This window comes from Pseudomonas sp. GT1P32 (genome assembly GCF_054897805.1).
The window spans coordinates 5,159,249-5,172,299 of record NZ_CM142704.1 but is presented as its reverse complement, the minus strand read 5'-3'; the positions used below and the strand labels follow the sequence as shown (position 1 = coordinate 5,172,299).

Genomic DNA, 13,051 nt, shown 5'->3' with positions numbered 1-13,051 from the left:
AATGCCAATTCCGGATTTTCAAAGCGTGATGCGGCCGGTGCTGACCACCGTGCAGAACGGCGCACCACTACCGCTCAATGCACTGCGCGAGCAGATTGCTGATCAGTTCCAACTGACCGAAGAAGAGCGCAAGGAGCACCTGCCTTCCGGGCATCAGACGGTGATCAACAACCGCGTAGGCTGGGCTCGGACTTATCTAAATAAGGCAGGCCTACTGACCATTCCAGCGAAGGGCATGGTGCAAATCACCCCGCGCGGCCTCGATGCCTTGTCCAATGGACCAGAGCGAATCACCGTGAGCTGGCTAAAGCAATTCCCCGAATTCGCCGATTTCCATACCGCCAAGCCACACGCAGCGGGCATACCTGTTGTGATGGATATCACTACATCGGAAACCACTCCAGATGAGCAAATGGCCGAGGCCCATCAAGCTCTTGTGCAATCACTTGCTGATGAGCTTCTTGTTCAGGTGCGGGCAGCAACGCCGAGCTTTTTCGAGCAAGTGGTGGTCGATCTGATGCTGGCCATGGGGTACGGTGGCTCACGCAAGGAAGCCGGCAAAGCCACTCAGCTCACCAATGACGGCGGTATCGACGGCATCATCAAAGAAGACAAACTTGGCTTGGACGTGATCTACCTGCAGGCCAAGCGTTGGAACAACACCGTGCATCGCCCTGAAATCGACAAATTCATCGGCGCACTGACTCGCCAGCGGGCCCGCAAGGGTGTGTTCATTACCACCTCGGACTTTTCCATGGGAGCAAGGGACGCTGCACTTGGCCTTGATATCAAGGTGGTACTGATCGATGGTGTCGAGCTCGCTCGGCTGATGGTCGAGCATAACTTGGGCGTGAGCGTTAAGCAGGTATACGAGGTAAAACAGCTCGACAGCGATTACTTTGCCGAAGAGTGATTCGCGAACGGTCAGTTGGCTCAGTTCAACTGGTGCAAGGATCCAAAACACGGCTTATTTCGCAACAAAGTTCTGATGACCTCATCAGCCTGATCTGGTAGCGGCGATTTGTGTAGCCGGGTGGAGTGTTCAGCAGCGCAACTGTGCGTGAAGCGTTAAAGCATTGGGATTGCGTAGCCGGGGTTGCCGGGGTTGCCGCCCGCAAAAGCATACTGTTTGACGATTCGGCGCTTGATGTTGCTCTCAAACGCCTGATCTCCAGTGGTTTAGGTCTGAAATTGCGGCTGCTCGAAAAGGACGTCCTTCACCTTGCACTCACGACCGGCATTCACCGATTCCAGGTCTCACGGGGCCGTTTTTAAAAAACCAAATTTGACTACTACGTTCAAGTTTTCTTCTTCAAAGTTAATATTAGCCCTGTCATTTCTGCCTGCAGGTCTGCCAATTGTCTTTCCAGGTCAACTTGACGTTCAACCAGTGTTTCCAAGGAATCAATATCATCGAGCACTTCACGCACAAGATATTTGGAAACGCTCAAATTCCATTCATTATTTTCAATATCGGCCAATGGCACCAATTTAGAAAAATTCTCATAATCTGATCTGGCATCACAAAGAGCAACAACCTTACTCACTGCCTCACCGAGAATAACATTCCGGTTGCGGTCCTTCGAAAAAAAACTAGATGCATCTACAAAAAGCACATCACTTTCTTTTCGAGTTCGACGAAGAACCAAAATATTTGCAGGGACAGCAGTGCCGTAAAAAGTATTCGGCGGCACAGCCACGACCGTTTCAACATGATGATTAGCTAAAAACTTTACTCTAATAGCCTTCTCAACACCCTCTCGAGAGAGAACCCCAGTGGGTACAATAACTGCAGCACGGCCATTCTCCTTCAGACTAAATAACGCTCGTTGAAGAAAGGCATAATCTGCATTAGATCTAGGTGGAATGCCGTACTCAAAAAAAACACCACTCGCATTGCCATCCCAGCGGAGGGAAAACGGAGGATTCGCAGTGACCACGTCAAAACGCCCAAACTTCCCTTTACCGTCATGAACGCTGAACATACTATTTGAAAGCTCAATACTTTCTTCATCCAACCCATGCAACAGCATATTTGACTTTGCAATAAAAAGTGAGACAGATGAAATATCTTGACCGTACAAATTTAACTGACCACCACTTAAATCCTCACTAACGCGCCTTGCTGCTGCTATCAAAAACCCGGCGGACCCACATACCGGATCATACACACTCTCCGATTCTTGAGCCTTTAGCATCTCCGTCACCAAATGCACCACACCACGTGGAGTATAAGAGTAACCTGCACTGTCGATACTATTTTCTGCAAATATAAAAAGGAGCAATTCGAAACACTCCCCAAGCGCTACTCGACCATCCATTCCTTCGAATGGCAAGTGGCTCAGCCCTTGCCACAACTCATACAGATCCGCTTGCAAACGTGCATCTGTCCTCATAGAAGCAATGGACTTTAGACAAACCGAAACAAAGTACTTTTTAAAACTACTCGAGTCACGACCACTATTTTCTACGGTGACCATTAACCATCGATCAAAATCCTCTCGCCCATTTAACAAGGGTACGTTCTTGGCAAAATTATAATCTAAAAAATAAAACCTCAAGACCATCAACAACACTATTTGCTCAACCAACTCTGAACCACTTAAACGCGACCGTAGCCGTTCAATCGAGGGAGAGACAACACGAACAAATTCCTGCTGCAAGTTGGCTATCACTTTACTCCACCTCCCAATACTTGCATACAAGCACTGGCCATCAAGCTTTCACCATTCACCAAAAGCTCCTGCAACACTGATTTCTGCTTACACCAACTATCATAGATTTGCAGAATCATCCCCTGATCTTCAGGACTCGGAATCGGAATTTCTATTTCAGATAAATTTTTTATACTTATGTTTGGAATCGTCGCACCGCCACGAATTGAATCCAGCGCTCTACGACCAAAAGGCGAATTTAAATACCAATGAAAATATGCAGAACCAACACCCTGATCCAACGACTTTATTACTGCCACTTGATTTGTCGTGACGACTAAAATATCAGAGTTCTTCACGTTATAAAGCATAGCCTCACTCCTATTCCCTCTCAGAGGTAGCAGGACATCACCAAAAGTCAAAGGTGCTTTAATTTTGGCCGGATCAATTTCCGCAAAAGACAATTCGTCAGCATCTATCAGAGCCCCCTCACGAATATCTTTTATTTGAATCAAGCGTATGCCACTCTCATCGCTTATCGCTTCTGCTTTTTCTCTGAAAGTCTGCCCAACAGAAATTTTTGCAACCGATGAAAGTTTTTTTTTCTGAATCATTTTTTTAGGAGTCCGCTCTGGTCGACAGCGTCTTTTTTTAGCGCTACCTCTATGCTACTGATGTGTGAACCGTCAATCGAGGTTGACAGGGACTGTCTGAAGTCGAAATTAATGCTCGGGCTTAGGACAAGAAAAATCGCCACCGTCAGGGCGTGAGTAGAAAATTTCTTAGATCGTTTCTTTTTCATTTTTTGCTCCACCCATCGCTTAACAAGATCAGCGGCGCCCACAGAGGCCTGTACTGCTGGTACTGCTCATGCAGTAAGGCAAGAGTAGGTGCTTGTCTCGCTACTGTCAAATCAGTATTGCCAGTACCGCGCTGAATTCTCTTGGCGATCTATCCTCCACTCAGCTGATCAAACCAAAACCAATTGCAATCTTTTTCAGCCACGGCTTATGAAAAATCTAGCAATGCTGATCACGGATAACTAAACCCCTTAACCAACGTCAACTCCCCCACCGCCCGCATCGGCACCAGAAAAGTCTCCATCTTCTCGTTCGGCGTCCCTTCCTCCGTAATCACCGTCACCTGCGCCGTCGTCAACGGCTGAACCGCATCCTCCTGCCCCTCTTCATCACTCCGATACCCACCGCCAAAGTAATTCACATACACCAAATACTGCCCTTTGATCGGCGCCGGCATGGCGAAGATTTCCGGCCCATACCCCGTCGTAACGTCCACATCCAGCGCCGCGCCATTGGGCGCAACACGATCGCCATACCAGATGTGTGCGCCATCGGGGGTGATGAGGTGCAAGTCCAGATCCGTACCGTCGCTGTCCCACGCCAACAACACCCGCAATTTCGCTGGGGTGGCGCCGCCGCTGGCGTTGAGGAACTGTGTGCGATGGCGTTGTTGGCCATCGGGGCTGCGGACTTCGACGCTGTTGCTGCCGTTGGGGAACGAGAACGGTCGGTCAAAGCGGCCAGCGGGATCGATTTTCAGCGGCATGCTGACACCGTTGACGATCAACCGGCCCGGTTCAGTGGACTTGGGGGTGGCTTTGATCTGGCCGGTGATGCGTGCGGTGTTGGCCTGGCCCACTGGCGTGTTCACCGAGGAGGCCGGGTAGTTGACGGTCTGGCGGAAGTTTTCGCCTTCGCCCTCGGCCGCGCCCGTGCGCCAGCCGCCGACGGGGGTGTCGAGTTTGACGGCGCTTTCAGCCGCAAAAAGCGTCGGCAATACGCAAACAGAACAAAGGAACAGGAAGACCTGTGGATAACGGAGTTTCATGGCCTATTCCAGCAAGAGGTGGCGGGCGAGCCCTTCGATGTAGGTTTCATCCTGGCCGTTGGGGTGTGCTTCGAAGGCCAGGTGCAGGTATTCGTGGGTCAGGTCGAGGCGGTCTTGCAGCGACAGCACGCCGCGCACGTAAATGCGCTGACGCTCGCGGTCGACGTAGGGGCGGCCGAAGGCCAGGCGACAGACGGCGAAGGTGCTGACTTCGTTGTAGCCGGTTTCGTTTTCGAGGCGCTGGCGCCAGCCGCGTCGTTGGGTTTGCAGCCAGTCTTGGGCGGCGGGCAGTGCTTCGCAGGAGGCGACGGGGTTGTCCCAGCGGCTGAGGCTCGCGCGCGGGTAGGCGTGCAGCAGGATGGCGTCGTAGCGCTGGCCGGCGTTGGCTTGTTCGACGGCGTGCTGCCAGGAGAGTTTGTCCGGGCCGGGTTGATCGGAGTGATAAGTGACGGTGCTGCCAGCGAGTACCAGGTCGCTGGTCCATGCGGCGATGTTGCGTGATTCGGCGGTGGCAGGGCGCGGGGCGACGCGTTGACGGCTGCTGCTGTCGTCGATGCTCAGGCAGTCGCCGTTGCGGGTGGCGTTTTGCAGCAGGTAGGTGCGGATGGCGATGGCCAACGCTTTGGCGGCTTCAGCAGGTTCGGGTTTGGCTTCTCGTTGCAGGACGCGAGCGACATATTCTTCGCGGTCCAGACGGGCGATCAATTTATCGCCCACCAAAAACAGTTCTCCGTCGCTGTGGATATCGAGTTGGTTGCCATTAGAAAACTCGACGCGAAAATCGCCCTGCAGTGGTCCGGAAGAAACAACACGATCCCCCGCCAGAACCCGCCCGATCGGATAACGAGAAAACAACCCAACCTCGACGCAGCGCCCCGCATCCAAAGGCCAATCAACCGGCAGCACCGAAGCCAACGCCTCACCATAATTGCGCAGCACCATCTGACTGGTTCCGCGCCCGCCCGCCCAGATCGGTGTGCCATCGGCCAGCCAACCGGCAAACCCACCCTGACGCGACGATGGATCCTGGTCGCCCAACCAGCTCCAGGTTTTCACCCGCAACCGACCACCGAGTTCGCCCACGACATTGCCGTCGGCGGCGTTCAACACCACATCCAGCAACACTCGCCGTGCCTGATCCTGCGCGGGCATCACGGCCAGCACTTTAAGCAATTCAACCACCGACACCCGCGTGGATGGCTGCAACGAAGGCAAGTCCAGCAACCACTCCGGCGCCTGCCGTGCCTGCCAATACGTGCGCCACTCAGCGCCAGCAATGCCCAACCGCGCAGGCTCGAAGTACAAGCCACACGACTTCACCAGCGCCTGATCGCGCTCAATCTTGCCGCCTGCGGTGCAGCAATAGACTTCTTCTTTTGACTGCCCGCGACACTCATACGCTGGCTCACGGGCGCCGGTTTCCACCAGCCAGCCGTACACAAACAACTTCCACAGACTGCCCAATGGCGTCTGCAAATCCGAAGGCAACGGCTCACGAGCAATCACCTGAGTCCGGCTCAGCGACAGCAATTCACCCTTGAAACCCAGACGCAGCGGCTCGTCCTGCGCCGTCGCCAGCGCAGGGATCAAACACAGCAGCCACCAAAGCAAACGCCGGGTCATGTCAGTTGACCGTGACCTGACCAAGCGCCGGTTTCTGCTCCTGAGCCTGATGCTGCGGCGCGTAGACCTGAGTGAAGCGCACTGGCGGCAGGTTGAACTGGCCTTTCTGCGAGAAACGCACCAGGTGGCGCAAACGCAATTCGCCGCTCAAGGCATCCACCGGAATCGCGTAAGCCATCTGCCCCGGTTCGAAGCGCGCCTTCTCCAGCGCCGTCGGTTCAGTGCCGGCCTTGCCCATCAACTTGATGCCCCACGTGGTGCGCTCGACATCCGCGCCGGGTGGCAGCGGCACTTCGATCATGCCGTAGCGCAGCGGTTTCGCGGCTTTGCTGGTGATGATCACTTCGTCCAGATACAGGCTGTCGCTGGACAACGGTTTGGTGCCAACCGCTTCCAGTTTGAAGGTGAAGGCTTCATCACCCGGCACCAGACGCGACAAGCGACGGGTGATGGTCACAGCCATCGGATCAACCGGCGGTTGTTTAGTCTGGAAACTCAACGCCGCCCGCAACGGGCGCTCTTGTGTCCCGGTCAGAGACAGCACTGCCGGCACCGGCGAAGTGCCCTGCCACGTCCAATACATCTCACCGGTATCACCGTAATTTTTCTTCCAGCCTTCACCCGGTGCCAGTGCGATGGTGGGCGAAGCCTGCTCGATGCTGCGTTGCAACCAGGTCAGCGCCAATGCGCGCTCCAGGGTCGATTGCTGCGGCAGCAAGCGCTGCAACAACGCTTGCGCATGAGCCTGATCGAAGCTTTGCAGCGACAGATTCAACGCTTCGGCAAACGGCTGCGAACTGACGGCCAGACGCTGCTGCGCGTCGGCCAGTTGTCGGTTGAAAGCATCCGGCAGATTGACCTTTGACTGCTTCGCCAAAGAAGCGGTCAAAGCACGCGCCGCCGCCAGGCCCAACGCTGAATCCGGATCGCTCATGACAATACTGTCTTCGCCATCCTCCATCAGAGTCGCGGCATTGCCCACGCCCGCTTTTGCCAGGTCGTCCATCAAACCGCTGAGCAACGTGTTGACCGGCAATTGCATCTGTTTGGCGAACGACAGGATCAACGCACGCTGCAACAGCGGCGTGTTTTTCGCCTGTTTCGAATAGACCTCCAGCACCCGCTGCCAATGTTCCGGCGGCAGGCTCAGTTCCAGCGCTTTGCTGGCGTGCCAGTCGGCGTAATAGGCATACGCGGTGAGGAACGCGTCCGGCTCACCGTCCATGCCCCACCAGGTGAAACTCGCCGATGGCCCGGCCATTTGCACCAGACGCAGACGGCTGTTCTGCATGATCAGGCGCAAGCGATCGCGGATCTGTGGGTTCGACGACAAGGTCGGGTACGCAATGCTCAACGGCAACAAACGACTGGCCGTCTGCTCGACGCCGCCGTACGGATAGCTGAGCAAATCATCCAGCGCCGAACGGAACAGCGCTTGCGGACTGTCATCCAGACGCAGGCGAATATCGGTGGCGTCCGCCGGCAAGGTCAGCGGCGTATCACCGCTGGCCACGTCCAGGCTTTGACTCTGCGTAACGAGCCAACCTTCGCCGGTCGCGGTCAGACGCACGGCCAGGGCGTCGGCGGTTTTACCGTCCTGCACCAGTTCGGCGGTCCACTCGCCAGTGGCCAAGGCGAACGCCGGCAACGCGATGTAGTTGATGCCGTTGTTTAGCGTCACGGGCACGCGCTGTTCGGCGCCAGCGAAATGAATCACCAGCTCAGCCTTGACCGGTTTTTCCGCCTGACTGAAGGCGAACACGCCGAGATCCGGTTTGTCGCCGGTGCGGAATTTGGTCGGGCCGCTCCACTTCAGGTACAGCGGTTTTTCCGAGCGCAGGAATTGCTTTTTCTGCCCGACCTGACCGTCATCGGCGATGGCGCGCGCGGTGATGCGCCAGCGGGTCAGCGAGTCCGGCATTTTGAAGGTGAAGCGGGTTTTGCCGTTGGCGTCGCTGATCAATTCCGGCTGCCACGCGGCGGTGTCGACGTCCTCACGACGCGGCCGCTCCAGCACTTTCACACCGCGCTCGCTGCGATTGGCTTTGCCCGGTGCACCGGGGCTGCCCGGCAACGCGACGTCGTAGCTGATGAACGACAGACTGGCGCTGGTGCGCACGTTGTTGCGGCGCGGGTGATAGAAGAACTGGTCGATGGTTGGCGCAACTTCCGGTTGCAGCGCGTAGACCATTTCGTCGACAACGCTGACCGTTAGGTGCGCCGGAATCGGCTTGCCGGCGAACTGCGTTGTCAGGTCCACGGACACCGTATCCCCCGGCTGATACACCTCTTTATCGGTGACGATGGCTACGTCGATTTGCGGCGCAATCACCTTGATCCCGGCGTTCTGGAAGCTGTACTGGCCGCCCTTGGTGTACAACACCGAGAACGTCAGGTTCGGCGCGAAATTATCCTTCACCGGAATGCGCGCGCGGTATTGGGTGTCGCTGAGTTTTTCCATTTTCAGCCAGTCGCCGCCCTTCGACATCAGCGCGGTGGCCTCGACCTTGTCGCGTTCCAGCGACAGTAAGGCATCGCTGACAGGCTCGGGGAAAGTGATCAGCGCGAGGGCTTCGTCACCCGCCTTGTACTCGGGTTTATCGAGGACGATCTCCACGGTGCCGGGCACGGCTTTGACGCCATCGCCAGTGACCGAATGCCCGGTCGCGCCGACCACGCGACCATGGTCATCCTTCAACGTCAGGTTGTAAGTGCCCGGACGTTCGAAGGCCAAGGTGAAGCCTTTATCGCTTGCAGCCAGTTTGCCTTCGCCCGTGGTCTGATCTTCCAGGCGCACCCAGCTGTAGCCGCTCGGCGTGACCGCTTTGCTTTGCTCGCTGCCACCTTCATTGGCGTAGCTGAATGCAACCTTGTCGCCCACCGCACTGAAGCGCTGCGGCGCGTTCAAGCGGAAACTCGCGGCGCCACGGTCGATGAGGATTTCCTTGGTGGTCTTGACCCGATACGCCGCGCCATCGCTGGCGAAAACGGTGAGCATGTAACGGCTCGGTTTTTCGGCGGCGGGCAGGTCGAGGGTCGCGTTGCCTTTGGCGTCGGTGGTCAGTTCGGTGCTGGTCAGCTCCACCGGGAATTGCCCGAGATATTGCAGCTCGTTATCGACCATCGACAGTTGCTGGGCACGCAGGCTCAGGGTCAACTTGGCGTCGGTCACCGGTTTGCCGTCCGGGTACAGCAGCACCAGGCTGCCTTTCACCGGCTCGCCGGTGCGGTAATCCTGCTTGGCCAGGTTCAGCGAAATCTCGAAGTGCGGCTTGATGTATTCAGCCACGCGGAAGGCGCTGCTGTAGGCCTGATCCTTGTAGCTGAAACGCAGTTCATAACCGCCCGCGACCGCGTTGTCCGGCAGCTGGAAACGACCTTGTGTGCCGGCCTTGGAATCGAGTTTCAACGCCAGCGTTTGCAGCGCAGTGCCGGTGGCATCGAGCACCGTGACATTCACATCAGCCGCCGTCGGCAACACCGAATCACGGGCATTCTTGAACTCGCGACCGACGATTTTCAGCGACACCCAATCCCCCGGCCGATACAGCGGCCGGTCCGTAAACGCATAGAGTTTGGTGTCGTAGATTTCGCTGTCGTAATAGAAGTTCTCGGAGACAAACACCCCGCCCTCTTCGTCCTCGCCGATCACGAACGAACGCTCCGGGCTGACGTGTTTCAGGCGCAGCAAACCATCAGCATCGGTGGCACCGCTGCTCATCACGCCGAGGCCGTCGGTCCACAACACATTAACCTTCGGCACCGAACTGCCTTCGTGTTTGCGTGCCGCCCAGACCACCAGCTCATCACCGGCAATCTTGCTCACGGCCACGGTGTTGGAAACGAAGACCATGGTAGTCGCGCGGTACTTGCCGATCAGCGCTTCCACCAGATACAGGCCCGGCTTCAGGTTGCCCAACGGGATGTACACGTTGCCCGGTGCGACAGTGACGAACTCGCTGGACGAACCGGCGAGGTTCACGCCCTCAGGCGGCTGGATCGGTTTGGCTTGCCACAGTGGATAACGGAGCTGACTGACCACCGGCAGGCCCGGGATCAGTGCGAATTGCGGCTGCGCGTCGTAAGGCGTTGGCGCGGCAATCGCAGTGCCCATCTTCAGTTCCGGCACTTCCTCGGTGACTTGTTTGCGGGACTCGTAGGAAAACGCCCGCTGCATCACACGACGGGATTTGCGGTACCAGTTGTCCCACAGGTACGCGAGGGTGTTCGACAGGCCTTCACCCTTGAACTGGCCGTCGCTGACCACGCGGTGCAGGTTCTTCTGGCGCTTGAGGAAATCCAGCGGTTTGTCGATGCGGTACACACGAATGTCCGCGCCGCCGTAAGGCTCCATGCGGAAGCGGCGATAGTCGCGGCCCGGTGCTTCGAGGCGCACCATCGCCTGTTCGTCGCTGGCAAAACTGCTGTCCGCCAACAGGAAAAAGCTTTCACCGGCCACCGGCGTGTAGCCGCTCGGTTCGACGGTGTCTTCGGCATTCACCGCCGAAAAAGGCAGGACCAATACCAACAGTAGAGACAGAAAACGCAGCATGCGGGCACCGGTCATTGGGAGAGAAAGTTCAGTCGATAGACGCCGATGAAGTTGGGGTTGGCTGCGTCGGGTATCCATCGGGTGTCCTTCCATGTCATGAGTTGCTGCAGGCTCGCGGAACGCATGCCGTTGTCAGTGGGGGTGGTGGTGCCGGTGTGATAGGCGATGTAGCGGCCCATCCAGATCATCAGGTGCTGGTCGTCGCCCTGATCGAAAAACATCAGGTCGCCGGGCCGGGCTTGCGCCAGGTCGCGGCCAACCAGATGGCTGTTGAACTGAATCAGTTTGATCGCGTTGACGTACGGCCCGACCTTGCCGCCACCCTGCTGCCATTGCTGGGCGAGACCGCGTTGCGCCTCGCTCAATTGCAGCTCTGGCGGCAGGTAGCGATTGGACAGGCCATTGCTGCGCAGCCATTTGTCGTCATGGACTTTCAGCGCTTCGTTGGCGGCAAAACGCACCAGACCCGCGCAGTCCTGCTGATACCAACGCGGGCTCGGACCTTGGGTCAACTGTTCCTGGGCGATGCGCACGAACCAGGCGCGGAACACCTGGGATTGCTGCACGTCGAGCGGCGCGGCGTCACTGGCAAATACCCGACTGCCCAGCAACATCGCCAGCAAGCCGAGGCCTCGGATAAGTGCGGTCACAGCGCTTTCCATTCCAGCGGCAGCCATTGCCAATGGCCGTCGGGCTCGCTGCCTTCCGGCAACGTCAGCGCGTATTTGCCGTAACCGCCGAGCTTGCGCAGTTTCGGAATCAGGTAGGTTTGCGCCGCGTTGTAGAACACCGGCTCCATGTCTTGCGGCAGGCTGTCGAGGGTTTCCTGTTGCATCAGCTGCGCCATGGAGTCCGGGCCGAAGTAGACCGGCATCAACAGGTCTTTCGGTACCACGTCGGCCATCGGCGGGAAGCGTTTATCGAGGGTGCCGAGGGCTTTGTCCACGAGTTTGTCGTCGAGGGAGAACAACAGCGTCGAACCGTGGCGCGCCAGGCTCACGCGCATGAACGCTTTGCCGGTGATCGCGTCCGGGTCCTCGGCGTCCTTGGCTTTGTAAGGGCCGAAATTGGAACTGACCTGACGCTGCCACTGGTGGTTTTTACCTTCCTGCTTCTCGACCACCGGGAACGCGTGCTCTTCGACGTTGCCTTCGTAGGCGCCGACCATCGAGCTGAACAAGCTGCCCAGGTCACCGTCGAGTTTGGCGCTGTCGTCGTCATTCAGACTGGCCACCAGCAGCGGCGTGTACAGCCGCGAATCGGCGTACCAGCACAGGCCGGCGGCACCGGCCATGTGTTCGGTCAGCGCCTGGGCCACGGTTTCTTCGGCGCCGAGCTTCACCAGCAACGGCTTCTGTTGTTCGGCGGCGAGCGGCAGGGCCACACAAGCACTGGCGCCCATCGGCATGGCTTGCCAGATCGGTTTGAAATCGAAGTCCGGCTGGTTTTCCAGTTCGTCCATGGCGAGGAAGCTGTGCCAGCCCTTGTCGTCCATGTCGAAACGCAGGCCGGCGAAGTTCGGGATGAACCGCTGGTAACCCATGGCCAGCACGCTGGAACTGACCGACAGACGTTGTTTCACTTCCGGCGCGCGCAGTGGCAGGCCGAAGGCTTCGGGGAAGAGTTTCTGACCGCCGAGCAATGCTTCCAGCGATTGAGTCGAAACCATCCCAGGCTCATCGATCGGGCCATTGCTGTTGTCGTACAGTTTCGAAGGATTGGACAGCACCACCAGCTTGTCGCCATGAGAGGCAAACAGCAGCGCCTTGCTGTTGTTGTAGGTGAGCTGAAACAGCGGCACCGTCTCGCCGACGACCTTGATGTCACCGAGTTGCGTCAGCTGCGAATCATCCAGCGCCACTTTGGCCAGCGGCTCCAGCACCTTGGCCAGACCACCGCGATCCATCACCAACAAAAAGTCTTTCAGGCGACCATCCGCCCCGCGCCACAACGCGACATCCGCCGGTTGATCGAAAAGCTGCTCGATCAGGCTGTCCTGCAGCTTCAGGTCATGTTCGTAGATGATCCGCCGCAGACTGCCGATCAAGCCGAGGCGATCGGCATGGGCTTCGTAATAGAAGACGAAATCTTCGGTCAGGGTTTCCTTGAGGAACGGCACCGCCAGCAAGTCCTTGGGCAATTGGCTCAAGGAATGGGTTTCGAGCAGGCCGTCCGGGCGGCTCATGCCCAGTTTGTCGCTGGCCAATTGCGCCGCCGGCGCCTTGGGTTTGTGCATGAACCAGCCCAATCCGCCCGCCACGCCAGCCACCAGGATCAGCCCGCCCAACAGCAGTGGCCAACGTCGAGAAGGTTTGGCGGCAGGTGCGTCGGCGGCCGGGGTAACAGTGTTATCGCTCATGTTCACAAAGCCCAT

General features: G+C 57.5%; 8 protein-coding genes and 1 pseudogene. 2 read left to right on the top strand and 7 right to left on the bottom strand.

Annotated features, from left to right (window positions below; all coding sequences use genetic code 11):
* Position 1: 1 nt before the first annotated feature.
* A complete protein-coding gene (locus ACYZUC_RS23710) occupies positions 2-913 on the top strand; it encodes a restriction endonuclease (protein ID WP_461990737.1) in 912 nt (303 codons plus the stop codon).
* A gap of 140 nt (positions 914-1,053) precedes the next feature.
* Positions 1,054-1,182: pseudogene (locus ACYZUC_RS23705) on the top strand (type II toxin-antitoxin system antitoxin DNA ADP-ribosyl glycohydrolase DarG); the annotation flags it as partial.
* Positions 1,183-1,298: 116 nt separating this feature from the next.
* On the opposite strand, the gene ACYZUC_RS23700 reads toward ACYZUC_RS23705, so the two are convergent.
* From ACYZUC_RS23700 to ACYZUC_RS23670, 7 genes are all read right to left on the bottom strand, one after another.
* Positions 1,299-2,675, bottom strand: coding sequence for an HsdM family class I SAM-dependent methyltransferase (locus tag ACYZUC_RS23700; RefSeq protein WP_461990735.1), 1,377 nt, complete (start codon positions 2,673-2,675; stop codon positions 1,299-1,301).
* On the bottom strand, positions 2,672-3,268 hold the full coding sequence (locus ACYZUC_RS23695) for a restriction endonuclease subunit S (RefSeq protein WP_461990733.1): 597 nt from the start codon (positions 3,266-3,268) through the stop codon (positions 2,672-2,674). The genes ACYZUC_RS23700 and ACYZUC_RS23695 overlap by 4 nt, the downstream gene beginning before the upstream one ends.
* A gap of 418 nt (positions 3,269-3,686) precedes the next feature.
* Positions 3,687-4,502 (bottom strand): YfaP family protein, encoded by an 816-nt coding sequence (locus ACYZUC_RS23690; protein WP_461990731.1) that lies wholly within the window; start codon positions 4,500-4,502, stop codon positions 3,687-3,689.
* A 3-nt stretch (positions 4,503-4,505) separates the two neighbouring features.
* Entirely contained in the window at positions 4,506-6,125 is a 1,620-nt protein-coding gene (locus tag ACYZUC_RS23685) for a DUF2300 domain-containing protein (protein WP_461990729.1), read from the bottom strand.
* A gap of 1 nt (position 6,126) precedes the next feature.
* The gene (locus tag ACYZUC_RS23680) at positions 6,127-10,692 is read right to left on the bottom strand and encodes an alpha-2-macroglobulin family protein (RefSeq protein ID WP_461996751.1); all 4,566 of its coding nucleotides are present in this window, start codon (positions 10,690-10,692) and stop codon (positions 6,127-6,129) included.
* The gene (locus tag ACYZUC_RS23675; RefSeq protein ID WP_008035794.1) at positions 10,689-11,339 is read right to left on the bottom strand and encodes a DUF1175 domain-containing protein; all 651 of its coding nucleotides are present in this window, start codon (positions 11,337-11,339) and stop codon (positions 10,689-10,691) included. Before ACYZUC_RS23675 ends, ACYZUC_RS23680 begins: the two co-directional genes overlap by 4 nt.
* Positions 11,324-13,036, bottom strand: a complete 1,713-nt coding sequence (locus tag ACYZUC_RS23670) for a DUF2138 domain-containing protein (RefSeq protein WP_461990727.1) — start codon at positions 13,034-13,036, stop codon at positions 11,324-11,326. Before ACYZUC_RS23670 ends, ACYZUC_RS23675 begins: the two co-directional genes overlap by 16 nt.
* Positions 13,037-13,051: the final 15 nt, after the last annotated feature.

Coding starts and splice junctions, on each gene's coding strand:
- ACYZUC_RS23710 (WP_461990737.1), top strand. CDS start 2: ATGCCAATTCCGGATTTTCAAAGCGTGATGCGGCCGGTGCTGACCACC.
- ACYZUC_RS23695 (WP_461990733.1), bottom strand. CDS start 3,268: ATGATTCAGAAAAAAAAACTTTCATCGGTTGCAAAAATTTCTGTTGGG.
- ACYZUC_RS23690 (WP_461990731.1), bottom strand. CDS start 4,502: ATGAAACTCCGTTATCCACAGGTCTTCCTGTTCCTTTGTTCTGTTTGC.
- ACYZUC_RS23685 (WP_461990729.1), bottom strand. CDS start 6,125: ATGACCCGGCGTTTGCTTTGGTGGCTGCTGTGTTTGATCCCTGCGCTG.
- ACYZUC_RS23680 (WP_461996751.1), bottom strand. CDS start 10,692: ATGACCGGTGCCCGCATGCTGCGTTTTCTGTCTCTACTGTTGGTATTG.
- ACYZUC_RS23675 (WP_008035794.1), bottom strand. CDS start 11,339: ATGGAAAGCGCTGTGACCGCACTTATCCGAGGCCTCGGCTTGCTGGCG.
- ACYZUC_RS23670 (WP_461990727.1), bottom strand. CDS start 13,036: ATGAGCGATAACACTGTTACCCCGGCCGCCGACGCACCTGCCGCCAAA.